This window comes from Mycobacterium sp. NPDC004974 (genome assembly GCF_053600815.1).
In genome coordinates this window covers 53,109-75,313 of record NZ_JBSGAQ010000013.1, presented here as the reverse complement: position 1 = coordinate 75,313, position 22,205 = coordinate 53,109, and the positions used below count along the sequence as shown (strand labels likewise).

The following is a 22,205-nucleotide window of genomic DNA, read 5'->3' as shown; positions in this document are numbered from 1 at the left end:
CTGAACCGCACCAAGCGGGAAGGGGCGCGATGGTGATGCAGGTCCGGCGATCCGGGGACGGCGATGCACTGGACGACCTGGCCTCCGCCGTCGCGGACGCGGACCGCGGAGGCAGCCTCGGCGCGGCCGCGTACGCCCTGGCACAGCTTGCCCTCGAACGGATTGAGCCCGACGAGGTAATGCGGGTGTTGTCGGCCGTACGCCCACGCACGTGGCTTCGGCTGGACGCCGAGCTGCGGAAGGTCCGCCGTCCGGGCTACCGGTGGAGACGGATCACCGACGCCGCGTGGGGCAGATCCGATTCCGTCACCGTGCTGCTCAGCGCCTGCTCCAGAGACGGACGCCGGCGGCAACGTTCCGTGAAGTCGCGGCCGATGCGCCGCGATCCGCGGCTGCTTCCGCTGTTGTTGATCCGCACCGCCGACTGGGTGGAACCGGTTCGGGTCGACGCCATGCGGGCACTCCCCGCGGCGCTTGCCACCGCTGATGCGGGCGCGTTGATTCGGGCGGCCGGCGTGGCGATGGCGATGCGGGACTGGCGTCGCGGCGAGCATGCCGTCGCAGCGGTGACCGAGGCGTTGCGCACGCGGTCGGACGGAACGCTCGACGCGGCCCGCATGAGCGACGAGCTTCACGTGCGCAGGCTGGCTTACCGGGTGTGGCTGGAGCCGGGACGTGCCGACTCGACTGCGGTCGTCGAGGCGGCCCTGACCGAGCGAGACAACGTCTCCCAGAGCCTGTGCGTTGACGCGGCGGTCCGTACCGCTGTACGCCACCGGCAACAGGACACGTTGGAACATCTGCTCGGCGCCCGCTTCTCGCGCGTACGTGTTGCGGCGCTGACCGGGCTGGCCCAGATCGGGCACCCGGAGGCAGGAGAAGCAGCCCTCGCGGGCCGGTCGGCCGCGCTGCGGGCCACCGCGCAGTGGGCGATGCGATGCGCCGGCCGGGACCCGGCCGAGCGCTACCGGGAAATGCTCCTCTCCGTTGACGATTCACAACTACGTGGCGCCGTCACCGGGCTCGGCGAGTGCGGCACGGTCGCTGACGCGGAGCTGATCTCCGGCTTTCTGCGGCACGATCGCCCACGGGTACGAGCCGAAGCGGTACGGGCCGTGCGCCGACTCGGCGGCCCCCTCGACCGGATCGCGGGCATGCTCGCCGACCCGGCTCCGGTCGTGGTGCGCGTGGCGCTGGGGGCACTACGTGGACAGCCAGACCTGCCGCCGACGGATCTGTTGTGGGAATTGCTGCGTGCGGACCAACCACCACACGTACGGCGCGCCGCGTTCGGCCTGCTGATCGCCGGGGATACATGGATACGGGTCGAGGCGGACCTCTGGGGCGTCGCCGATTTCGACCAGACGCTCCGCGTCCATGCCAGATCGGATCTCACCGGATGGCTGGACCGCGACGCCTCCACTGCTTACCAGATGCCGCACTCGTCCACCCTCGATCGCCTGAGCCTGCTCATCGATGCCGCAGAACCGAACATCGGCGTCCCCGAGGCCCGCCTCCTCCGCTGGCACTGCGGCCTGTCGGATTAGGCGGCGAGCTGATTCGCGGCGCCCGCAACACAATTGAGGTCGGTGTCGGTCAGCGGTCGGCCGCGGGCGATCACCACGACATGCTGGATCCCCAGATCGGCCAACGCATGGCAGCGCTCAACCAGCCGTGCGACCGGTTCGCCCGGTTCGAGCCCGGTGGTCACCGTGCGGTGCACGGCCTCGGCCGGTCGACCGACATCCGCGCAGTGCCGGTCCAGCACCTCGAGCTGACGGCGGACGGTCCGGCCACCGTCGGGAACATCGAAGAGGTTGCACGCGTCGCCGTACTGCGCGACGAGCCGCAGCGTCCGGCGCTCACCGGTTCCGCCGATCAACACCGGAGGGTGCGGCACGGTGACCGGACGTGGGCTGCCGATCGGTTGCTTCAGTGCCAAATGTTGCCCCAGGAAGGCAGATTCGTCGCCGCGCCACATGTGGTGCGCCAGCTGCAGCAGCTCGGTCATCCGCTCGAACCGTTCCGCGGTACCAGGCAGGAACAATCCCATCGCGGTCGCTTCAGCCGCGTTGTAGCCCGCACCGAGGCCCAGCCAGGCACGGCCATTGGAGAGGACGTCGAGCGTCGTCACGGCCTTGATCAACAACGCCGGCGCGCGGAAGGTCGCCGCTGTCACCATGGTGCCCAACCGGATCCGGCTCGTCGCCGCGGCGAGGAACCCCAGCGCGGTATACGCCTCCAACATCGGTTCGTCGATGGGACTGGCGGGGTCGGCTTGCAGCAGATGATCGGCCACCCACAGCGTGTCGACAGCGGTGCCGTCGAGAAAGCTCGCGATGGAGGCCAACCGCGCGTGAATCGGGTCCGGCCACGAGTAGTTGGTGACGCTCACGCTCAGTTTCACGACCGGCTCCGCGCGGCCCGACGCGCCGGCAGGAGTGCGCCGACGACGATGAGCCAGATGAGACCCGTGAACCGCGCGATCGGCAGGATCACCGCGGATTCCGGCCAGATCAACACCAACGTGGCCAGTTCGGCCAATGCGGCGATCGCCAAGCCGGTCCAGGCCACCGGCCGCGGCAGCAGCCCGAGGATGAGGCCGGGCACCGCGATCCCGGCGAGCAGCAAGCCGAGCGCGACGATGTGCCCGACACCGCCGGTGAGGAACACCAGGTAGTACAGCGCACGGATCAGACCGTCGTCGACGACCACCTCGGCCCGAGACATGGTCCAGCAGATCAGCCCGGACAACGCGAGTGCCCCGGCCGCCAGAATGCCGCCCGCCAGGGCGATCGTGGCGCCGGGCGCCGTCACACCCAGTTGTCGTAAGCGGGTGCTCACGGTCGCGGCGTAGATCGCCAGCGGTACCGAGGCGGCGAACGTGCCCACCGCACTGGCCTGCACCGCGGAGTGGTTGTCGTGGATGTATCGGACGATCTCGGCCGCCTCGCCGTAGGGCAACGGCATCACCCCGCCGAGTGCAACACCGACGGCAAGTCCGGCCAGCAGAAGCGTCAGGGATACGGCCGCTACGGCGGCCAAGGGCGGTCCACTCTGCCTTCCGGTCGCTCGGTCGGTGCGAATTCGATCTCCCGTTGAATCGTTCATGACTTGAACGATATGCCCGGTCGGCATCGAACTCAACCCTCTGAATATTTTCATTTTTGAACGATTTCGCCGTGATACGGTTTGACCGTGGAGAACGGACGGCCCGACACCGTGGCATTTCTGTTGGCGCAGCTCGGCCACCGGGCCGCGACGCAGTTCGCCGAGCAGATGGCGACGATCGAGCTCACGCCGCCGCACGCCGGAATCCTGCGCGCCATCGGAGCGCAACCCGGGCTCAGCCAGCAGTCGCTGAGCACCCAACTGAGCCTGTTACCGAGTCGCGTCGTCAGCTATGTAGACGATCTGGAGGACCGCGGCTACGTCGAGCGCCGCCGCAACCCCGACGATCGGCGCCTGCACGCGTTGTTCCTCAGCGCCGCAGGCAAGAAGGCGTTACGCCGCATCGGAGAGCTGGCGCGTCGGCACGATGACGGCATGACCGCCGGTCTCGACGCCGGACAACGCGACGAGCTACACGCCCTGCTCCAGATTCTCGCCGATCAGCAGGGGCTGACACCGCACGTGCACCCCGGCTTCCGCAACCTGGGCCGCACGGGCAGCGGCCGCGTCAAGCCAGGCGGGTGACCTCCACGACCACGTCGAGATCGGTCGACCCCTCGCCCGAATAGATTCCCTTGAGCGGGGCCACATCCGAGTAGTCCCGGCCCACGCCGACACTGATGTACTGCTCGGTGATCTCGCTCTCATTGGTCGGGTCGTAGTGCCACCAGCCACCGGTCCACGCCTGAATCCAGGCGTGGCTCTGCCCGTCGATCGTGTCCCCCACCACCGCCTCGCGCGAAGGATGCAGATAACCCGACACATATCGGGCCGGAATCCCCATGGACCGCAACATGATCAGCGAAAGATGGGCGAAGTCCTGGCACACCCCTTTGCCCTCGCGCAGGGCGTCCAGACCCGAGGAGTGGACCCCGGTGGTCCCCGAGACATAGTCGAGCTCGCTGCGCACCCACTGCGCCACGGCCGTCACCGCCTCGAACGGGTCATGTTCCTTGGCGATCCGCTGCCCCACGCGCGCGATGCGCCTGCTGCGCGGGGTGTAGTGCGTCGGGCTGAGCACCTCGTCGAACCGGTCGATCACCGCCTCCGAACGCAGATCATCCCAGCTCACCAGCTCCTCGGGTTTCTCGGCGACCTCGGTCTCGACCACCGAGGACCCCGACACCTCCAGCTCGGTGTGCGGGGCGTGCAGATCGAATGCCGTCACCGCCGTGCCCCAGTAGTCGACATACCGATAGGACCGCGTGGCCGGGATGGTCTCGACCCGGTTCAGGATCACGTTCTGGCGCGAGTCCGAACGCGGCGTCAGCCGTGCCTCGTTGAAGGACGCGGTCACCGCCGACTTGTAGGCGTATCCCGTGGAGTGCACCACCCGTAGCCGCCACATCTAGACCTCACCCTCCTCGATGACAACCGCATCCCGGTGCCCGGCATCGGTCCAGGCCACCCACGGCGCGGAGTGGAAGTACTGCAGCGCCAACGCTTCTCCGACGTCCCGGCAGGTCTTCTGCAGCCCGGCCAGCCGGGCGTCCAGGGATTCCAGCACCGCGCCCGGCTGCAGGAACTCCAGCTCGCTGCGAGCCCGGCCCAGCAGCCGTTGTGCCTCGGCGGTGGCCCCGAGCCGGCTGTGCGGCCGGTTGAGCAACTCGTCGAGACTGTGTTCGGCCAACCGCAGCGAATAGAAGATCGACCGCGGGAACAGCCGGTCCAGCAGCATGAACTCGACCACCCGACCGGCCTCGAGCACGCCGCGGTAGGTACGCAGGTACGTGTCGTGGGCCCCGGCCGAGCGCAACAACGTGACCCAGGCCGGCGACGACCCGCTGTCCCCGACCCGCGACAGCAGCAACCGCACGGTCATGTCGACCCGTTCGATCGCGCGGCCCAACACCATGAAGCGGTAACCGTCGTCGCGGCTCAACGTCGAATCGGCCAGCCCGGCGAACATCGCCGCGCGCCCCTCGACATACGACAGGAACTCATGGGGGCCCAGACGTTTGGCCGCACGCTCCCGCTCGGCCAGCGCGTTGTAGGTGGTGTTGAGACACTCCCAGATCTCCGTCGACGTGACTTCGCGGGCGCCGCGGGCGTTCTCGCGCGCAGCCGATATCGAGTCGACGATCGAATTGCCGCCGCTGCCACGGCTGAACGCCACGATGTCGGTCAATGACCACACGTCCAGGCGCCGCGTGGGCGGTTCGATACCGAGCACCCGCAGCAGCGTCCGCGACGCGACATCCGGGTCGATGCTGGAGTCCTCCAACAACTGATGCACCGTGACGTCGAGGATCCGTGCGGTGTCGTCGGCCCGCTCCACATAACGTCCGATCCAGTACAACGACTCGGCATTGCGCGCCAGCATCTAATCCCACCCCCTACTGCTGTTGTTGCGACGACGAACCATCAGGCGCGCCATTGGCTTTGGGCCCCTTGGCGGATTTGGGCAGCGACCGCACCACCTCGGCCGCGGCCAGCTCGCGATCCGCCGCCGATGTCCGCGACGCCAGCACCCAGGTGTCCTTCGATCCGCCGCCCTGGCTGGAGTTCACCACCAGGGACCCTTCCGGCAGAGCCACCCGGGTCAGCCCGCCGGGCAACACCCAGACGTCGTTGCCGTCGTTGACCGCGAACGGCCGCAGGTCCACGTGCCGCGGCGCCAGCTTGTTGTCGATCTGGGTGGGGACCGTGGACAGCTGCATCACCGGCTGGGCGATCCAACCGCGGGGGTCGGCGCGGATCTTCTTGGCGGTCGCCGCCAACTCCTTCTCCGAGGCGTCCGGGCCGAACACGATGCCGTAGCCGCCCGAGCCCTCGACCGGTTTGATGACGAGCTCGTCGATGCGGTCGAGCACTTCCTCGCGTTCGGTGTCCAGCCAACAGCGGTAGGTGTCGACGTTGGCCAGGATCGGCTTCTCGCCCAGGTAGTACTCGATGATGGTCGGCACGTAGGTATAGACGAGCTTGTCGTCACCGACCCCGTTGCCCACCGCACTGGAGATCACCACGTTGCCCGCGCGGGCGGCGTTGAGCAGCCCGGCCACCCCGAGGACCGAGTCCGGGCGGAACTGCATCGGGTCCAGGAATGTGTCGTCGATGCGGCGGTAGATCACGTCGACCTGGCGCTCGCCTTCGGTGGTGCGCATGTAGACGGCGTTGTCGCGGCAGAACAGATCGCGGCCCTCGACCAGCTCGACGCCCATCTGCCGGGCCAGCAGCGAGTGTTCGAAGTAGGCGGAGTTGTAGACGCCCGGCGTGAGCACCACGACGGTGGGGTCGGCGACGTTGGTGGGCGCGGCGTTGCGCAGCGCCCGCAGCAGGTGCGAGGAGTAGTCGCCGACGGCACGCACCCGATGGGTGGCGAACAGGTTCGGGAAGACGCGCGCCATGGTGCGCCGGTTCTCCATCACGTAGGACACCCCCGACGGCGATCGCAGGTTGTCCTCGAGCACCCGGAAGTCGCCCTTGTCGTCGCGGATCAGGTCGATACCCGCGACGTGGATGCGCACGCCATTGGGCGGGACGATGCCGGCGGCCTCACGGTGGAAGTGCTCGCACGAGGTGACCAGTCGGCGGGGTATGACGCCGTCGCGCAGGATCTCCTGTTCGCCGTAGATGTCGTCCAGATACATCTCGAGTGCCTTGACCCGCTGGGTGATGCCACGTTCCAGCCGGGACCATTCCGCCGCCGAGATCACCCGTGGCACCAGGTCCAGCGGGAACGGCCGTTCCTGGCCGGACAGCGAGAACGTGATGCCCTGATCGATGAACGCCCGGCCCAGCGCGTCCGACCGCGACCGCAGCTCCGACGCGTCCGACGGAGCAAGCTCGGCAAAGATGCCCTTGTACGGGCCGCGGACGTTGCCGGCGGCGTCGAACATCTCGTCGTATGCCTCCGAGTAACGGCCCAGCTGGTTGTAGCCGTCGAAGATGCCCTGATGTTTGACGCGTCGCGCCGACCCGGCACCTTGGCCGGCCCGCCTCGACCCGTTCGACTCGGCCCCTTGCGTACGGACAGTTCTCAGGCTCACCCTCATCATGCTGCCGCACCTGGCCGGGTTTCGCCGGGTCAATGATCGAGCCCGTTTCAGCAGGCCAAAGGGCGGATGAGGTGGTATTGGAGTCGAAAAACGGCGCATCGGCGCCTGGGGTTTTGGCTGCACCGCTTTGGGAGTTCAGACGTCTCGCTGGTACCCTGAACAGTCGCTGCCCGCAGTGCGGGTGTGCGCACCCAGACTTCGGTAACCCCAGCTAGAGAATTACGAAGGAATTTTTACGTGGCCAACATCAAGTCGCAGGAAAAGCGCATCCTCACCAACGAGCGTCGTCGGCTGCGTAACCAGTCCGTGAAGTCGTCGCTGCGTACGGCTGTGCGCAGCTTCCGCGAGGCCGTCGAGGCGGGCGAGAAGGACAAGGCCGCCGAGTTGCTGGCGACCACCAGCCGCAAGCTCGACAAGGCCGCCAGCAAGGGCGTCATCCACGCCAACCAGGCCGCCAACAAGAAGTCGGCCCTGGCCCTGGCGCTGAACAAGCTCTGATCCCCCGGTTCCACCCGAAGTAGTTTTCCCGGTTCACCGGGTGGCGAGTTCCGCCACCCGGCGTACCGCTGTTTCAAGGGCGTAGTCGGCATCTGCCGCTGCGCCCTTTACGTCTGCATTGAGGGTGGCGACCACCCGCATGGCCTCGGCCACCGAGTCGCGCGACCATCGGCGCGCCTGCTTCTGCGCCTTCTGCACCCGCCACGGCGGCATCCCCAGTTCACCGGCCAGCCGGTACGGATCCCCCGACAGCGGCCCCACCCGCGCGATCGTGTGCACCGCCTCGGCCAGCGCGTCGGCCAACACCACGTGCGGCTCACCGGCCAGCATCGCCCACCGCAACGCCTCGGCGGCCCCCGCGACATCTCCGGTGACCGCCTTGTCGGCGATGTCGAAGCCCTTCACCTCGGCCTTGCCGCTGTGATAGCGACGCACCGCGACCGCGTCGACCTGTCCGGCGGTGTCGGCCACCAACTGTGAGCACACCGCGGCGAGCTCCCGGATGTTCGATCCGACCGCGTCGAGCACCGCGGTGACCGTGTCATCGGAGACCTTGACCCGCAGTGCGCGGAACTCGGCACGCACGAAATCCGCGCGCTCGGCGGGCTTGGTGATCTTCGCGCACGGATGCACTTGTGCACCAATCTTTTTCAGCTGATCAGCCAGCGCCTTGGCCCGCCCGCCACCGGAGTGGATTACCAGCAGCACCGTGCCGGGCGGCAGATCGGCTGCGGCCGAGGCGATCAGGGCCACGGCATCCTTACCCGCCTCGGCGGCCGCCTCCAGCACCACCAGACGCTCCTCGGCGAACAACGACGGGCTCAGCAGCTCGGCGAGCTCGCTGGTGCTGACCTCGCCGGCCCGCATCCGGTCCACCGGGACGTCGTCAGATCCCGCCTGCTGGCGCAGCGCCCGCAGCACCGCCCCTACCGCTCGTTCGACCAGCAGTTCCTCATCGCCGAGAACCAGGTGCAGACCGTCGATCTGTTGAGTCACACCGATGATCGTGTCACGCCGACCCGACAGCTCCGACCACCTGGCCCGCCAGCGTCCAGGCCAGCAGGCCGAACACCAACACGGCCAGCCCGCGGCGTACCAAGGGCAGCCGCCACAGCACCGTCAATGCCACACCGCCGAGGGCCACCGACACCACACCGGCCAGGCCCGAGGGCGACGGCAGCGCGGCCGCCGGCCACGCCGACGCCCACCGCGCCACCGACAGCAGCCACCACAGCTCGGGCCCGGTGAATCGGATCAGCAGCTGCGCCCCGCCCGGCCAGATGTCCGCACACACCGCGGCCGCCGTGCCGAGAATCGTGATCGGCGGAATCACCCCGGCCACCGCGAGGTTGGCGCCCACCGCCACCAGGCTGACGGTTCCCGAGATCCCGGCCACCAGCGGGGCCGTGACCAATTGGGCCACCACCGCGACACTGACCGCCGCCGCCACCGGGCGCGGCCAACCCCGGTCCTGCAGCCGGCGCGACCACACCGGAGCCAGGACGACGATGCCCGCCGTGGCGCACACCGACAGCGCAAACCCGACGTCGACCGCGAGTTCGGGGGCGGCGATCATCAACGCGATCACGCTGGCTGCCAGTGCAGGCACCGCTTGCCGCCGCCGGTGGGTCAACACCGCGAGCAGCGTCACCGCGCCCATCACCGCGGCCCGCAACACACTGGCCGAGGGCTGCACGACGATGACGAAGCCGACCAGACCGGCCCCGGCCAGGACCGCTGCCACCCTCGGCCCGACCAGTGCGGCGCTCAGCAACAGCGCGCCGCACACGATCGTCACGTTGGCCCCCGACACCGCGGTCAGATGTGTGAGACCCGCTGTGCGGAACTGCGCGGTGGTCGTACCGGTGACCGCCGAGGTGTCCCCGAGCACCAGCGCAGGCAGCATGGCGGCCTGATCGGCGGGCAGCACCGCACGTGCCGCCTCCGCGAAGCGCGAACGCGTCTGCGCCGCAACACGTTGCACGGCTGAAGCCTCCCCCAGCGACAGCTGACCCGATGCCGCCAGCACCGCCACACTCAGATCCTTGCGGTCCTGGCGTCTCACAGTGGCCCGGAACCGCACCGGAATCCCCGGGCCGGCCTGACCGAACGACGATGGGGCGAACACCAGGACCCGACCCGACATCGGGACCTGGTCAACCTCACGCAGCGCGGCGCGGAACATCAGCCGACCCCCTTTGATCACCCGCGGGGTCTCCCCGGGAACCACCTCGACCGTCACGGCCGCGCCGTAGAGCCGGCCGATCGGGTGATGCTCGACCTGATGCACACGTAGTCCGACCGCCATGGCGAACCCGGCCGCCACGGCCGCGACAGCCACAACCGCGGCCGCGATCGGCTGAGGGGCCGCCGGGTCATGCCTGCCGCCCCATCGCGCGGCCAGCCAGGTCAACCCCACCGCGCCGAGGCCCACCACGACCGCGGCACCGGGGTGCCAGACGATTCCGGCCGCCGAGACCGACCACGCGGTCAGGGCGGCCGGGACGATCCGCAGATCCAGGGACTGCCCCTCAGCCCACACATCGCCGACCGGGCCGTCACTGCCGGAACCATCCCCGCTCTGACCATTACGCCCGGACCAGCCCACGCAGTTTCTCCAGCCGCGCCGGCCCGATCCCGTCGACGTCGCCGAGCTGATCGACACTGTCGAACCGGCCGTGCGCAGCCCGCCAGGCCACGATCGCCTCGGCGGTCACCGGGCCGACGCCGGGCAGCGCGTCAAGGTCCTCGACGGTGGCGGTGTTGAGGTCCACGGGCCCCGACGGCGCGCCGGACGCAGGAGCGGGGGCACCACGCGAAGGGGACACCGGAGCCTCACCGGCGACCGAGCTGCCCATGGTTGCCGGTTGACCAGGTGGCGCGTCGATGCCGACCACGATCTGTTCACCGTCACCGACCCGGCGGGCCATGTTCAACCCGATCAGGTCGGCTCCGTCGAGCGGCCCGCCGGCGGCCTCCAGCGCGTCGGCGATCCTCGCCCCGGACTGCAGGGTCACCAGGCCCGGTTTGTGCACCAGGCCGACCACGCTGACCACCACCGGCCCTCCGGGGGCGTTACCCGGCGGTGTCGGGGCAGCTGACGAAATCATCTGTACCGGTGGAAGATTCGCCGAGGCGACCGGTGGTGGCCGCTGGCGGATCAGGGCGAAGACAGTGATCAGGATCGCCAGTACCCCGACGCCGGCCAGCGCCAGCGCCCCGGCGCGGCCGGGATCGGCGCGCACCCCGGCCAACCACCCAGGCCCGTCCCCCGGGGACGTATCGGGCAGCCATCTCGACAGCGCACTCTCAGACGCGGTGTCCCGGTCTGACCTGTCCTCGCCCTCGGCGTCGCGATCATCCCCGTCGTCCGGTCGGCCGCCACGCAGGCGACGGAGCCGCTCCACCGCCAAATCGGTACCCATGCCCGCGACGGTAGGTGCCGTTCACGACGGTTCCAGGCTTCCGAACCTTCGGCACCGGCCGGCTGTGGATGAATCTCGCGCTGTGGATTACTTATCCGCTGCACCGTTGGGGGACGGAGGCGGCGTGGCCCGCTCCAGGAAGCGCAGCAGTTCCACCGGGAACGGCAGCACCACAGTGGAGTTCTTCTCCGCGGCCACTTCGACGACCGTTTCCAGCAGCCGCAGTTGCAGGGCCGCCGGCTCAGCCGCCATCACATCGGCAGCCGCGGCGAGCTTTTCTGACGCCTGAAGTTCGCCGTCCGCGGTGATGACGCGGGCCCGCCGTTCCCGCTCGGCCTCGGCCTGACGCGCGATCGACCGCTTCATCGAATCCGGCAGTACGACATCTTTGATCTCGACCCGGTCGATGTGTATCCCCCAGCCCACCGCAGGGTTGTCGATGAGCAGTTCCAGGCCTTGATTGAGCCGCTCCCGGTTGGACAGGAGGTCGTCCAGATTGCTCTTGCCGATGATCGACCGCAGCGAGGTCTGGGCCACCTGGCCGATCGCCGACATGTAGTCCTGGACGTCGACCACGGCCCGCACCGGGTCGATCACCTTGAAGTAGATGACCGCGTCGACGCGCACGGTGACGTTGTCGCGAGTGATGCCATCCTGGGCGGGGATCGGCATCGTGATGATCTGCATGTTGACCTTCTGCAACCGGTCGGCGACCGGAATCAGCATCGTCAGACCGGGTTGCCTGACGTTGTCCCGGACCCGGCCCAACCGGAACACGACGCCCCGCTCGTACTGTCTGACCACGCGGATGTTGCTCACGCCGAGCCAGAACAGGGCGATGGCGCCGGCACCCATTGACGCGACCACGTAGAGCATGTCCATGATCCGACCTCGATTCATGGCTTCGCCGGGGCGAGCGTGCCCCGTACTTCGATTGTGCGACGGCGGTCCGCCTCCCGCCAGAACGGCGACCGGGCGGTGTGCCTACCGGTGGTGAACAAATCCCCGATAGTGTCTAGAGTCCAGCGCAGGGCTCAGCGAGGGAGGCGATCATGACCGCAGCGGGTAAGCCGATTCGGGTCATCCAATGGACCACCGGCAACATCGGACGACGCTCGCTGCACGCGATCATCGGCCGCGACGACATGGAACTGGTCGGCGTGTACGCGTACGGCGCCGAAAAGGTCGGAGTCGACGCCGCGGAACTCGCCGGCTGGCCGGAACCCACCGGCATCAAAGCCACCAACGACATCGACGAACTGATCGCGCTCAAGCCCGATGCCTGTTGCTACAACCCCATCTGGCCCAGCGTCGACGAACTCGTCGCGCTGCTGGAAGCGGGGGTGAACGTGTGTTCCACCGCGGCCTGGATCACCGGCGGCAAGCAGACCCCCGAGGACCTGGCACGCATCCAGAAGGCGTGTGAGGCAGGTAATTCCACGATCTTCGGCAGCGGCGCACACCCCGGCCTGACCAACATGATGGGCATGGTGCTGTCCAGCGCATGCGAGAGCGTCGACGAAATCCGTATCACCGAATCGGTCGACTGCGGGGTGTACGAATCGGCCGGAACCATGGCTGCGATGGGTTTCGGCCAGGACCCCGCCACCCCGGGGCTGGCTGAGAACGTCCGCCTGGAAAGCGAAGTGTTCGCCGAGTCGGCGGCGATGATGGCCGACGCCATCGGCGCCAAGCTGGACCGGATCACCTTCGACGTGGAGTTCACCGCCGCCACCGACGACAGCGATCTCGGTTTCATGCAGATCCCCAAGGGCACGGTGGCCAGCGTGTACGGCTACCACCGCGGCTGGGTGGGCGACAAGAACGTCGTCAGCGTCGGGTTCAACTGGATCATGGGAAATCACGTCACCCCACCGAAGCCGGTGGCGCACGGTCACGTGATCCAGGTGTTCGGCGTCCCCAACATGCGCACCGTCGTTTACTGCCTGCCGTCGAAGGACTGGAGCGAAGTCAGCCTCAACGGGCTGGGCATGATCTACACCGCGCTGCCGGTCACCAATGCGGTGCCCGCGGTCGTTGCCGCCGCACCTGGGATCGTCACGCTCAAGGACCTGCCGCCGATCACCGGCCGCTTCGCCGGCTAGAACGCGCGCCCATGGTTTTCAGGGGCGCAGCCGCTGCGCGAGCCGTGGCAGACCCGGCACAGAGTCGGGCCGTTTCCATTGCCCGTCCTCCACGGTAATCCGGGCACCGACCGCGCCGCCGGCACCGGAAGTCATTGCGGTGCAGTGCTGATGGCGCAGCGAACGAAAGCGTCGAGGATCGCGGTCCAGCCATCGGGCGAGTCCAGTGCTGACCGGATCTCCGCGGCACGGTCTCCGTAGCGGTCGAGGTTCCGGTGTGTCAGATCGAGTCGGGTGCGCCCCGGTTCCAGCTCGCTGAAGGTCACTTCGACCTCGGTTTCGAAGTCGGGATCGAACTTCCAGTCCGCGTTTATCTGCCACAGCAGCACCAGACGACTCGGCGGCTCCCACACCGCGACCCGACCCCAGTCACATTCGCTGCCGTCCTCGCCGAGCTCGAAACAGCGGCCACCCACCCGCGGCTCGATCACCATGTCTCCTCGTGGCACGGTCGCGATGGAATGCTCACGCGGCCAGTACTCGCCCATGCGGGTGGCAAACAGTTCGAATGTTCGCTGGCGACTCAACGGCACGGTCACCGACCGCACTACCTGTGACTCAGCAGCTGATTGGGTGTCCATCAGTTCTCCTCCCGGCTCTTCTCGGCCTCGGCCTCGGCCAGCAGTGCGAAATTGTCGAGCGTGGTTTCCCAGAACCGGTCCAGGTAATTGCGCACCACCGCTAATCCGCCCGGGTCTATTCGGTATAGCCGACGGGCGCCCACGACAGACTCCAACACCAGCTCGGCATCCTTGAGTACCCGCAGATGCTGGGAGACAGCAGGTCGGGAGACCGGTAGCTGGTCGGCAAGCACCCCAACCGCCATCGGCCCCTCGAGGAGGATCTCGAGAATGGACCGACGGGTGTGGTCCCCGAGTGCATCGAGCACCGAGGCAGCAGATGCCATATCGGTAAGTGTAGACTTACCGATATTCACGGTCAACGGTAGTTTGGACTACCGGTTCACTCGGGCTCGTCGACCGATACGCACGCACCGACCGCGCCACCACCCACATGAACGGCCAGCACCGCGCCCATGTCGGTCACCGACAGCGACCGCAGGTGCGGCAGGCGGCCGGTGAGCGCCGCGGCGATCTCCTCGGCCCCGTCCGGGTTGTCGACATGGTGGACCACGACGCTCACAGCGCGGTCGCCCGCCGCGTCGACGATCTGATCGACAAGTGCCGCATGTGCTTTCGATATCGTCCGGATACGTTGCGAGAGCACCAACCGGCCATCGACATCCAGGCGCAGCAGCGGTTTGAGCGACAGCGCGGTGCCCAGCCACGATGCCGCCGCACCGATCCGGCCACTGCGCCGCAGGTTGTCGAGACGGTGCACGACGATGAACGCCTGCCCTCGCGGTACGGCGGCACGAGCCGCGGCCTCGACAGCGTCGAGTGTTCCTCCGCCACGGGCTGATTCGGCGGCGGCCAGAGCGACGAAGCCCACCCCCATTGCTGCCGCTCGGGAGTTCACCACCCGGACGGCCTGCCCGATCTCGCGGGCCACAGCAGCAGCCGTGCTGTAGGTACTCGAGAGCGCGGCCGAAATATGCACTGCGACAACACCATCACCGCCGCTGTCGGCCAGCGCCTGCCGATAGGTGTCGGCGAGGTCGGCCGGCGAGGCCCCCGACGTGGTGACCCGCGCCCGCTCATAGATGCCCGACGGCATCGGATCAAGACCTTCGCGCCAGTCATTGCCGTCGTCGAGGATGTGCAACGGCACCTGCCGGATTCCCCACTGCTCACACAACTCAGGCCGCAACCGCGACGTCGAGTCGGTCACTACCATGACCGCCATCGTCAGTCGGTGGAATCCAGTTGTGGCACACCAGCAGCGGCCAGCCCCTTGAGCATCAACTCGGCCACCGCCCGGTGAGCTTCGAAATTCCAGTGGATGCCGTCGGGATTGCCCCGCCCGCTGAGCACCTCGTCCGCCACGGCGGCCTTGAGATCCACCAACGGCACGTCATGCTCCTGGGCCCAGGCCGAGATCGCCTTGACCGTGGGCTCACGCCCGTGATGGGCCTTGCCGTAGGTGTCGGCGATGTGCACAGAGGGCAGCGAGGCCACCACCGGAATACCCGGCCGGTTGAAATCGATGGCGTTGCGAGTCATCTCCAGGTACTCGACCGTCACATGCGGTGGCAGCGCCGCGCGGGCGACAGGCGACAACCGCGGTTGGATCCAGCCGTAGCCGTCCCGTGCCCAGCGCCGCAGCCACGCCGGCCGCACATACCGGATCAACTCACGCAGCGCCGTCGGCAGCGGCGAGGGCAGCGAATCCATTCCGCTGGTGGCGAATACCACCGCGCCGGCACGCGGCAAGGCCGCCCACGCCCGCGGATCCTGGGTCGAAGCCCACCAGACGTCACGGGTGGTCCAGCCGATGCGACCGATGAGCTCGACGTCCCAGCCCAACTGCTCGGCCACGATGTTGGGCCAGATCCGCGGATCGTCGGACGGTAGACCGCCGGTCGGGCCGAAATACGAAAGAGAATCACAGAACACGAGCAGTGTCGGGCGGCCGTTACGCGAGGACGCTGACGGCTCGTGATCAGAGGACATCGTTGGCCACCTGTGCCGAGGCATTCCAGACATCCAGCCGCCAGCGGATCGCATCCATATCCGACTCGTCGGCGGTGTCTCCCGAATGTCCGGACAGCTGAACCCAACTGGCGTTCCCCATGCCGCCGAGCACCGGCCAGTTGTCCACCGGCAGACCGAGAAGGCCCGCGGTCAGCGCCGCGATCAACCCGCCGTGAGCGACCAGCACGACGGGGCGGTCTGAACCATCCAGACCCCATTCCGGCTGTCCGGCAACAAGTTCGGCTACCACCGGAACACTGCGGTCGGCCACGTCGACCCGGCTTTCACCACCGTGCGGTGCCCACCGCGCATCCTCGCGCCAGGCTTCGCGAGCGCCCGGTACCATCGTGTCGACTTCCTGGTGGGTCAGGCCCTGCCAATCCCCCAGGTGCGTCTCACGCAACCGCTTGTCCACCTGTACCGGGATCCCGGCACGATCACCGAGGGTCACCGCGGTATCGAGGGCGCGCTTGAGGTCCGAGGACACGATCAACAGCGGCTGACGCTTGGCGAGCACCTCGGCAGCCGCGGCGGCCTGGTCGCGGCCGAGATCGGACAGCTCGGTGTCGAGCTGACCCTGCATCCGGCTGCCCGCGTTGTACTCGGTCTGGCCGTGGCGCAACAGCACCAATCGACGGACCTTCATCGCGCCCTCATTCCGCCAACTCCGGGTCCGCCGGCCCACCAAGCTCGACCGGAACCGTCGGGCAGTCCCGCCACAGCCGTTCGAGGGCGTAGAACTCCCGCTCGTCCTGGTGCTGGATGTGCACCACGATGTCGACGTAGTCGAGCAGCGTCCAGCGCCCCTCGCGGGTGCCCTCGCGGCGCGCGGGCTTGTACCCGGCCAGCCGCATCTTGTCCTCGACCTCGTCGACGATCGCGTTGACCTGGCGTTCGTTGGAGGCTGACGCGATGACGAAGCAGTCGGTGATCACCAACTGGCCCGACACGTCGATCACCACCACATCGTCGGCCAACTTGGCCGAGGCAGCCTGGGCGGCCACCGTCGCCATTGCGACGGCCTCGTCGGTCGCGCTCATCGAACCGGCTCCATGATGTGTTCACCCTTCCCGTCTGCGGAGTACAACCCGCGTTTGGTCACGTACTGGACCACGCCGTCGGGCACCAGGTACCAGATCGGCCGGCCTTCGGAGGCGCGCTTACGGCAGTCGCTGGAGGAGATCGCCAGTGCAGGCACCTCGACCAACGTCAACGCTTCCGGTGGCAGCTCACGCAACGCCGCCTCGATATGGTCACCGTCGAGCTCGTAGCCCGGCCGGCTGACACCGACGAACCTGGCCATGGAGAAGAGGTCTTCCCAGTTCTGCCAGGACAGGATCGATGCCAGGGCATCGGCTCCGGTGATGAAGTACAGGTCGGTGTCGGCATTCAGATCACGCAGGTCACGCAGGGTGTCCTTGGTGTAGGTCGCCCCGCCCCGATCGATGTCGACCCGGCTGACCGAGAAACGCGGGTTGGACGCGGTCGCGATCACCGTCATCAGATACCGGTCCTCGGCGGCGCTGACCCGCCGGTCGTGTTTCTGCCACGGCTGACCGGTCGGGACGAACACCACCTCGTCGAGCTCGAACAGGTCCGCGACCTCACTCGCCGCGACCAGGTGCCCGTTGTGGACGGGATCGAATGTCCCGCCCATCACGCCCAGCCTGCGCCGTCTTGCCACAAAGAGGCAGCTTACGGGAGCGCTGACGTCGGCCGGCACCCGCGCGAACCCAGCCGGCACAGGGGCGATGCGATGCGCGGGCTCAGACCGGCAGCAACCCGTCGATCACCGCGGCGAGCTGCTTGGCCGAGCGGCACTCGTGCATCGGGATCGTTTCGAGGTATTTCGGCACCGCGGAATCCCCGCTGCCCCACAGGTGCTTGGGCTCCGGGTTGAGCCAGTGCGCGTGACGGCTGGCCGACACCATGTGTGCCAGCAGCGCCGTCTCGGGGTTGCGGTAGTTGTTCCGACCATCGCCCAACACCAGCAGCGAGCTGCGCGGCGACAGCACGTTGGGGTACTTGTCCAGGAATGACACGAAGGCGTGGCCGTAGTCCGAGTGCCCGTCGCGGGTGTAGACGCCCGCCTCACGGGTGATGCGCTGCACCGCCACCGCCAGATCGGCCTCCGGCCCGAACATGTCGGTGACCTCGTCGGTGGTGTCGATGAAGGCGAAGACGCGCACCCGGGAGAACTGCTGGCGCAGCGCCGAGACCAGCATCAGGGTGAAGTGGCTGAACCCGGCCACCGACCCGGATACATCGCAGAGCACCACGAGCTCGGGACGGGCCGGATGCGGTTTCTTGAGCACCACGTCGATCGGCACACCGCCGGTGGACATCGACTTGCGCAGCGTCTTGCGCAGGTCGATCTCCCCGGACCGGGAGCGGCGGCGCCGGGCCGCCAGCCGGGTCGCCAACGTGCGGGCCAGCGGCTGCACGGTCTTGCGCATCTGACGGAGCTGCTCACCGGAGGCGCGCAGGAACTCGACGTTCTCGGCCAGCTGCGGCACCCCGTACATCTGCACGTGGTCGCGGCCCAACTGCTCGGCGGTGCGGCGCTTGGTCTCGGACTCGACCATCTTGCGCAGCTGGGAGATGCGCTGCGCGGCCAGGGCCTTGGCGATCTCCTCCTGGGTCGGCGTGGGCTCGTCGCCGTAGGGGGCGAGCAGCCCGGCCAGCAGCCGACCCTCGAGATCGTCGAGGCTCATGGCCTTGAGCGCCTGATACGACGAGTACGACGGGCCACGGCTGGAGTTGTAGCGGCCGTAGGCCTCGACGATCCTGGCGATCATCGCCGCCATCCGGTCGTCGAGGTTGGCCAGGTCCTCGTTGTCGGCCAGCATCTTCACCAACGCGTCGCGCATCGCCTCGATGTCCTCGGGCGGCAGCTGCAGCCGATCCTCACCACCTGTGTCGCCCTCGTCCTCGTCCTCGTCCTCGAGCACGGTGCGTGCGCCCAGCGCAGCCGGGAAGAACAGGTCGAACATCGCGTCGTAGGTCTCGCGGTGGTCGGGGCGCCGCAGCACCGCGCACGCAATGCCCTCGCGCAGCGCTTCACGATTGCCCAACCCGAGCACGGTGATCACCCGACCGGCATCCACGGTTTCCGACGGTCCGACCGAGATTCCTTGCCCGCGAAGGGCTTCGACGAACTCGACGAGGTGCCCGGGCAGGCCGTGCGGGGCCAGCGGCTGGGGCGGTCGAACCCGGCGCGGGGTCATCAGTTGAGCCTGAGCTCGCCGGCAGCCTTGACCTGGTCGGACTGGTGTTTGAGCACCACACCGAGGGTGGCGGCGATCATCTCGTCGTCGATGGTGTCCAGGCCCAGGGCCAGCACCGTGCGGCCCCAGTCGATGGTCTCGGCGACCGACGGCACCTTCTTGAGCTGCATACCGCGCATCACGCCGATGATCTTCACCAGCTCTCCTGCTATGTGCTCGGGTAGTTCGGGCACCCGGGACAGCAGGATGCGGCGCTCCAGGTCCGGATCCGGGAAGTCGATGTGCAGGAACAGGCAGCGACGCTTGAGCGCCTCGGAGAGCTCACGGGTGGCATTCGAGGTGAGCAGCACGAACGGCGGCCGCTCCGCGGTGATCGTGCCGAGTTCGGGAACGGTCACCGCGAAATCGGAGAGCACCTCCAGCAGCAGGCCCTCGATCTCGATGTCAGCCTTGTCCGTCTCGTCGATCAGCAGCACCGTCGGGTCGGTGCGCTTGATCGCGGTGAGCAGCGGGCGGGTCAGCAGGAACTCCTCGCTGAATACGTCCATCTTGGTCTGGTCCCAGTCGCCGCCGTTCGCGTTCTGCCCGGCCTGGATCCGCAGGATCTGCTTGGCGTGGTTCCACTCATAGAGGGCGCGGGCCTCGTCGACGCCCTCGTAGCACTGCAGGCGGACCAGTTCGGAGCCGGTGGTCGCTGCCACCGCGCGGGCCAGCTCGGTCTTGCCGACACCCGCGGGCCCCTCCACGAGCAGCGGCTTACCCAGCCGGTCGGCGAGGAAAACCGCTGTGGCGGTAGCGGTATCGGGCAGGTATCCGGTCTCCGCCAGGCGCCGCGCGACATCATCGATGTCGGCGAACAACGGAGCGGGGCGAGCGGGCACGCTCATGTGGTCTCCTGGTCTCTGTCTGGTCGGCGCCTAGGCCGGGCGGGTCTGACCGTCTCCCCACACGATCCATTTGGTCGAGGTCAGTTCGGGCAGGCCCATGGGTCCGCGGGCATGCAGCTTCTGGGTGGAGATGCCGATCTCTGCGCCGAAACCGAACTGCTCTCCGTCGGTGAACGCGGTGGACGCGTTGACCATCACCGCGGCCGCGTCCACCTGTTCGGTGAAGCGTTGGGCCGCAGCAAGATCCGTTGTCACGATGGCCTCGGTGTGACCCGTGCCGTACTCGTTGATGTGGGCGATCGCGGCATCGATCCCGTCGACCACCGCGACGGCGATGTCCATCGAGAGGAACTCGGTGTGCAACTCCTCGTCGGTGGGGTCGGCGTGCACGGTCACCCCGGCCTCGCGCAGCGCGGCGGTCAGCCGGGGCAGCGCGGTGGCCTCCAGCGCCTTGTCCACCAGAAGCGTCTCGGCGGCATTACAGACGCTGGGACGCCGGGTCTTGGAGTTCAGCAGGATCTTCTCGGCCACGTCGATGTCGGCCGAGGAATGAACGTAGACATGGCAATTGCCGACGCCGGTCTCGATGGTGGGCACCTGGGCGTCCCGCACCACGGCCTCGATCAGGCCGGCTCCCCCGCGCGGGATCACCACATCGACCAGTCCGCGGGCCTGGATCAGGTGGGTGACACTGGCGCGGTCATGGCTGGGCAGCAGTTGCACGGCGTCCAGCGGCAGGCCCTCCGCTGCCAGCGCAGAACGCAGCGCCGTCACGAGTGCCTCATTGGAACGGACCGCAGACGAACTGCCGCGCAGCAGAGCGGCATTGCCCGATTTCAGGGTGAGCCCGAAGGCATCGACCGTGACGTTGGGCCGGCCCTCGTAGACCATACCGACGACGCCGAGCGGTACCCGCTGCTGACGCAGTTGCAGGCCATTGGGCAGGGTGCGGCCGCGCAACACCTCGCCGACCGGATCGGGCAGCCCGGCGACCTGGCGCAGACCGGCGGAGATGCCGTCGACCCGCTGCGGGTTGAGCGCCAGGCGGTCCAGGATCGACTCAGGGGTCCCGGCCTCACGCGCGGCCTCGACATCGGCGGCGTTGGCGGCCAGGATCTCGTGAACATGGGCGAGCACGCTGTCGGCGGCGGCATGCAGCGCGCGGTTCTTGGTCTCGGCGCTCAGGGTGCCCAGGACGCGGGCGGCGACTCGCGCCCGACGCGCCGCCTCGTGCACCTGATCGCGCAGGTCGGCGTGCGGCACCGCAGTCGTCGGAGACTCTGTCTGAACGCTCATCTAGCCAGCGTATCGGAGGAGTTGACGTCCTTCGACAGGTGTCAGCCGCCACTGACGGCCCGGCCCGGTTAGCCTTTTTATCTATGGCCGCAGCGCGGGTTTGCGTCGTCGGGAGTATCAACGCCGATCTCACGTTCACCGTCGGTGCGCTGCCGCGCCCAGGACAGACGGTGCTCGCGTCGTCGCTGTCGTCGGCGCCCGGCGGCAAGGGCGGCAACCAGGCGGTGGCCGCCGCGCGGGCCGGCGCCGACGTCGAGCTGGTGGCCGCGGTGGGTGACGACCCAGCCGCCGCGATCCTGCGCCGTCATCTCCAGACAAACGGAGTCGGCGCCGATGCCGTGGCGTGTGTGCCCGGCCCGAGCGGGTCGGCCGCGATCCTCGTCGACACTGTCGGGGAGAACTGCATCGTGGTGGCGCCGGGCGCCAACTCGCGGCTCGAGGTGGATTCCGCGGCGGCCCGTTCGGCCATCGTCTGGAGCGAGGTCACCTTGATCCAGTTGGAGATCCCGGTGACGACGGCGATCGCCGCGGCCAAGCTGGCCCGGGCAGCCGGGGCGGTGGTGATGCTCAACGCATCGCCGGGAGGGACGCCGGCCCATCATCTGCTGGCGTTATCGGAACTGGTCGACGTGGTGGTGGTGAACGAGACCGAGGCGTCCGACTGGCACTGGCCGGTGCGGCATCTGGTGATCACCCGGGGCGCACGCGGAGCCAGCTATCTGGGCGACGACGAACGCTTCGATGTGCCGTCCCCGTCGGTGCGGGCGCTGGACACCGCCGGGGCCGGTGACGTGTTCGCCGGGGTGCTGGCCGCGGGGTGGACCGCCGGCCACGAGCAGGCCCTGCGCCGCGCATGTGCGGCCGGAGCACTGGCCACCTTGGTGCGCGGGGCCGGCAACTGCGCGCCGTCGGCCGCTGACATCGATGCCGTCCTGACACACTGATACGAGCAACTGAAGGCGATA

The 22,205-nt window shown here is 68.3% G+C and carries 24 protein-coding genes; 5 read left to right on the top strand and 19 right to left on the bottom strand.

What is annotated here, in order from left to right:
• Nucleotides 1-29: 29 nt before the first annotated feature.
• Complete coding sequence (locus ACWEFV_RS24840) at nt 30-1,547, top strand: hypothetical protein (RefSeq protein WP_450072126.1); 1,518 nt, start codon at nt 30-32, stop codon at nt 1,545-1,547.
• On the opposite strand, the gene ACWEFV_RS24835 is transcribed toward ACWEFV_RS24840, so the two are convergent.
• A complete protein-coding gene (locus ACWEFV_RS24835) occupies nt 1,544-2,407 on the bottom strand; it encodes a TIGR03560 family F420-dependent LLM class oxidoreductase (protein WP_450072125.1) in 864 nt (287 codons plus the stop codon). The two genes, ACWEFV_RS24840 and ACWEFV_RS24835, sit on opposite strands and share 4 nt — an antisense overlap.
• Nucleotides 2,404-3,111, bottom strand: coding sequence for a hypothetical protein (locus ACWEFV_RS24830; RefSeq protein WP_450072124.1), 708 nt, complete (start codon nt 3,109-3,111; stop codon nt 2,404-2,406). The genes ACWEFV_RS24835 and ACWEFV_RS24830 overlap by 4 nt, the downstream gene beginning before the upstream one ends.
• Before the next feature lie 87 nt (nt 3,112-3,198).
• On the opposite strand from ACWEFV_RS24830, the gene ACWEFV_RS24825 reads away from it, so the two are divergent.
• Nucleotides 3,199-3,696, top strand: a complete 498-nt coding sequence (locus tag ACWEFV_RS24825) for a MarR family winged helix-turn-helix transcriptional regulator (RefSeq protein ID WP_135456266.1) — start codon at nt 3,199-3,201, stop codon at nt 3,694-3,696.
• Here the strand turns inward: ACWEFV_RS24825 and ACWEFV_RS24820 are convergent.
• Genes ACWEFV_RS24820 through ACWEFV_RS24810 form a run of 3 tightly spaced genes read right to left on the bottom strand, consistent with a single transcriptional unit; the run spans nt 3,680 to nt 7,010 of the window.
• Nucleotides 3,680-4,519, bottom strand: coding sequence for a transglutaminase family protein (locus ACWEFV_RS24820; RefSeq protein ID WP_450072123.1), 840 nt, complete (start codon nt 4,517-4,519; stop codon nt 3,680-3,682). The two genes, ACWEFV_RS24825 and ACWEFV_RS24820, sit on opposite strands and share 17 nt — an antisense overlap.
• Complete coding sequence (locus tag ACWEFV_RS24815) at nt 4,520-5,494, bottom strand: alpha-E domain-containing protein (RefSeq protein WP_135456269.1); 975 nt, start codon at nt 5,492-5,494, stop codon at nt 4,520-4,522. It abuts the gene before it with no gap.
• A 13-nt stretch (nt 5,495-5,507) separates the two neighbouring features.
• Nucleotides 5,508-7,010, bottom strand: coding sequence for a circularly permuted type 2 ATP-grasp protein (locus ACWEFV_RS24810; RefSeq protein ID WP_450072211.1), 1,503 nt, complete (start codon nt 7,008-7,010; stop codon nt 5,508-5,510).
• A gap of 396 nt (nt 7,011-7,406) precedes the next feature.
• Between ACWEFV_RS24810 and rpsT the strand changes: the two genes are divergently transcribed.
• Entirely contained in the window at nt 7,407-7,667 is a 261-nt protein-coding gene (rpsT, locus tag ACWEFV_RS24805) for a 30S ribosomal protein S20 (protein WP_135456272.1), read from the top strand.
• Between the two features lie 33 nt (nt 7,668-7,700).
• Here rpsT and holA read toward each other — a convergent pair whose 3' ends face one another.
• The 4 genes from holA to ACWEFV_RS24785 form a co-directional block, all read right to left on the bottom strand.
• Nucleotides 7,701-8,651, bottom strand: coding sequence for a DNA polymerase III subunit delta (holA, locus tag ACWEFV_RS24800; RefSeq protein ID WP_450072210.1), 951 nt, complete (start codon nt 8,649-8,651; stop codon nt 7,701-7,703).
• Nucleotides 8,652-8,676: 25 nt separating this feature from the next.
• Nucleotides 8,677-10,209: a ComEC/Rec2 family competence protein gene (locus tag ACWEFV_RS24795; RefSeq protein ID WP_450072209.1), complete on the bottom strand. Its 1,533-nt coding sequence runs from the start codon at nt 10,207-10,209 to the stop codon at nt 8,677-8,679.
• 46 nt (nt 10,210-10,255) lie between these two features.
• Entirely contained in the window at nt 10,256-11,092 is an 837-nt protein-coding gene (locus ACWEFV_RS24790) for a helix-hairpin-helix domain-containing protein (RefSeq protein ID WP_450072122.1), read from the bottom strand.
• 87 nt (nt 11,093-11,179) lie between these two features.
• A complete protein-coding gene (locus ACWEFV_RS24785; RefSeq protein WP_450072121.1) occupies nt 11,180-11,974 on the bottom strand; it encodes an SPFH domain-containing protein in 795 nt (264 codons plus the stop codon).
• 170 nt (nt 11,975-12,144) lie between these two features.
• Here ACWEFV_RS24785 and ACWEFV_RS24780 point away from each other — a divergent pair, with 170 nt between their 5' ends.
• On the top strand, nt 12,145-13,197 hold the full coding sequence (locus ACWEFV_RS24780) for an NAD(P)H-dependent amine dehydrogenase family protein (RefSeq protein WP_135456282.1): 1,053 nt from the start codon (nt 12,145-12,147) through the stop codon (nt 13,195-13,197).
• Nucleotides 13,198-13,328: 131 nt separating this feature from the next.
• Here the strand turns inward: ACWEFV_RS24780 and ACWEFV_RS24775 are convergent, their stop codons facing one another.
• The 10 genes from ACWEFV_RS24775 to ACWEFV_RS24730 form a co-directional block, all read right to left on the bottom strand.
• Nucleotides 13,329-13,817: an SRPBCC family protein gene (locus tag ACWEFV_RS24775; RefSeq protein WP_450072120.1), complete on the bottom strand. Its 489-nt coding sequence runs from the start codon at nt 13,815-13,817 to the stop codon at nt 13,329-13,331.
• A complete protein-coding gene (locus ACWEFV_RS24770) occupies nt 13,817-14,143 on the bottom strand; it encodes an ArsR/SmtB family transcription factor (protein ID WP_135456285.1) in 327 nt (108 codons plus the stop codon). Before ACWEFV_RS24770 ends, ACWEFV_RS24775 begins: the two co-directional genes overlap by 1 nt.
• A 56-nt stretch (nt 14,144-14,199) precedes the next feature.
• Nucleotides 14,200-15,042, bottom strand: a complete 843-nt coding sequence (locus tag ACWEFV_RS24765) for a DegV family protein (protein ID WP_135456287.1) — start codon at nt 15,040-15,042, stop codon at nt 14,200-14,202.
• Between the two features lie 2 nt (nt 15,043-15,044).
• Nucleotides 15,045-15,809, bottom strand: a complete 765-nt coding sequence (gene octT / locus ACWEFV_RS24760) for a diglucosylglycerate octanoyltransferase (RefSeq protein WP_135456289.1) — start codon at nt 15,807-15,809, stop codon at nt 15,045-15,047.
• On the bottom strand, nt 15,799-16,476 hold the full coding sequence (gene gpgP, locus ACWEFV_RS24755) for a glucosyl-3-phosphoglycerate phosphatase (protein ID WP_450072119.1): 678 nt from the start codon (nt 16,474-16,476) through the stop codon (nt 15,799-15,801). The genes octT and gpgP overlap by 11 nt, the downstream gene beginning before the upstream one ends.
• Nucleotides 16,477-16,483: 7 nt before the next feature.
• The gene (rsfS, locus tag ACWEFV_RS24750; RefSeq protein WP_135456293.1) at nt 16,484-16,870 is read right to left on the bottom strand and encodes a ribosome silencing factor; all 387 of its coding nucleotides are present in this window, start codon (nt 16,868-16,870) and stop codon (nt 16,484-16,486) included.
• Nucleotides 16,867-17,514, bottom strand: coding sequence for a nicotinate-nucleotide adenylyltransferase (nadD, locus tag ACWEFV_RS24745; protein WP_135456295.1), 648 nt, complete (start codon nt 17,512-17,514; stop codon nt 16,867-16,869). Before nadD ends, rsfS begins: the two co-directional genes overlap by 4 nt.
• Nucleotides 17,515-17,596: 82 nt before the next feature.
• Complete coding sequence (locus tag ACWEFV_RS24740; RefSeq protein WP_450072118.1) at nt 17,597-19,057, bottom strand: vWA domain-containing protein; 1,461 nt, start codon at nt 19,055-19,057, stop codon at nt 17,597-17,599.
• Nucleotides 19,057-19,944 carry an AAA family ATPase gene (locus tag ACWEFV_RS24735; protein WP_450072117.1) on the bottom strand — a complete coding sequence of 296 codons (888 nt, stop codon included), beginning with the start codon at nt 19,942-19,944 and terminating at the stop codon, nt 19,057-19,059. The genes ACWEFV_RS24740 and ACWEFV_RS24735 overlap by 1 nt, the downstream gene beginning before the upstream one ends.
• A gap of 30 nt (nt 19,945-19,974) precedes the next feature.
• Nucleotides 19,975-21,240, bottom strand: a complete 1,266-nt coding sequence (locus ACWEFV_RS24730; RefSeq protein WP_450072116.1) for a glutamate-5-semialdehyde dehydrogenase — start codon at nt 21,238-21,240, stop codon at nt 19,975-19,977.
• 83 nt (nt 21,241-21,323) lie between these two features.
• On the opposite strand from ACWEFV_RS24730, the gene ACWEFV_RS24725 reads away from it, so the two are divergent.
• Entirely contained in the window at nt 21,324-22,184 is an 861-nt protein-coding gene (locus tag ACWEFV_RS24725; RefSeq protein WP_450072115.1) for a ribokinase, read from the top strand.
• The last annotated feature ends 21 nt before the right edge of the window (nt 22,185-22,205 follow it).

Excerpts from the sequence above, each read along its gene's own strand:
- ACWEFV_RS24810 (WP_450072211.1), bottom strand. The coding sequence starts at position 7,010 with ATGTTCGACGCCGCCGGCAACGTCCGCGGCCCGTACAAGGGCATCTTT.
- ACWEFV_RS24815 (WP_135456269.1), bottom strand. The coding sequence starts at position 5,494 with ATGCTGGCGCGCAATGCCGAGTCGTTGTACTGGATCGGACGTTATGTG.
- rsfS (WP_135456293.1), bottom strand. The coding sequence starts at position 16,870 with ATGAGCGCGACCGACGAGGCCGTCGCAATGGCGACGGTGGCCGCCCAG.
- ACWEFV_RS24840 (WP_450072126.1), top strand. The coding sequence starts at position 30 with ATGGTGATGCAGGTCCGGCGATCCGGGGACGGCGATGCACTGGACGAC.
- ACWEFV_RS24780 (WP_135456282.1), top strand. The coding sequence starts at position 12,145 with ATGACCGCAGCGGGTAAGCCGATTCGGGTCATCCAATGGACCACCGGC.
- ACWEFV_RS24775 (WP_450072120.1), bottom strand. The coding sequence starts at position 13,817 with ATGGACACCCAATCAGCTGCTGAGTCACAGGTAGTGCGGTCGGTGACC.
- ACWEFV_RS24765 (WP_135456287.1), bottom strand. The coding sequence starts at position 15,042 with ATGGCGGTCATGGTAGTGACCGACTCGACGTCGCGGTTGCGGCCTGAG.
- gpgP (WP_450072119.1), bottom strand. The coding sequence starts at position 16,476 with ATGAAGGTCCGTCGATTGGTGCTGTTGCGCCACGGCCAGACCGAGTAC.
- ACWEFV_RS24785 (WP_450072121.1), bottom strand. The coding sequence starts at position 11,974 with ATGGACATGCTCTACGTGGTCGCGTCAATGGGTGCCGGCGCCATCGCC.
- ACWEFV_RS24770 (WP_135456285.1), bottom strand. The coding sequence starts at position 14,143 with ATGGCATCTGCTGCCTCGGTGCTCGATGCACTCGGGGACCACACCCGT.
- ACWEFV_RS24730 (WP_450072116.1), bottom strand. The coding sequence starts at position 21,240 with ATGAGCGTTCAGACAGAGTCTCCGACGACTGCGGTGCCGCACGCCGAC.
- ACWEFV_RS24735 (WP_450072117.1), bottom strand. The coding sequence starts at position 19,944 with ATGAGCGTGCCCGCTCGCCCCGCTCCGTTGTTCGCCGACATCGATGAT.
- ACWEFV_RS24790 (WP_450072122.1), bottom strand. The coding sequence starts at position 11,092 with ATGGGTACCGATTTGGCGGTGGAGCGGCTCCGTCGCCTGCGTGGCGGC.
- ACWEFV_RS24740 (WP_450072118.1), bottom strand. The coding sequence starts at position 19,057 with ATGACCCCGCGCCGGGTTCGACCGCCCCAGCCGCTGGCCCCGCACGGC.
- ACWEFV_RS24725 (WP_450072115.1), top strand. The coding sequence starts at position 21,324 with ATGGCCGCAGCGCGGGTTTGCGTCGTCGGGAGTATCAACGCCGATCTC.
- ACWEFV_RS24820 (WP_450072123.1), bottom strand. The coding sequence starts at position 4,519 with ATGTGGCGGCTACGGGTGGTGCACTCCACGGGATACGCCTACAAGTCG.
- ACWEFV_RS24830 (WP_450072124.1), bottom strand. The coding sequence starts at position 3,111 with ATGAACGATTCAACGGGAGATCGAATTCGCACCGACCGAGCGACCGGA.
- octT (WP_135456289.1), bottom strand. The coding sequence starts at position 15,809 with ATGTCCTCTGATCACGAGCCGTCAGCGTCCTCGCGTAACGGCCGCCCG.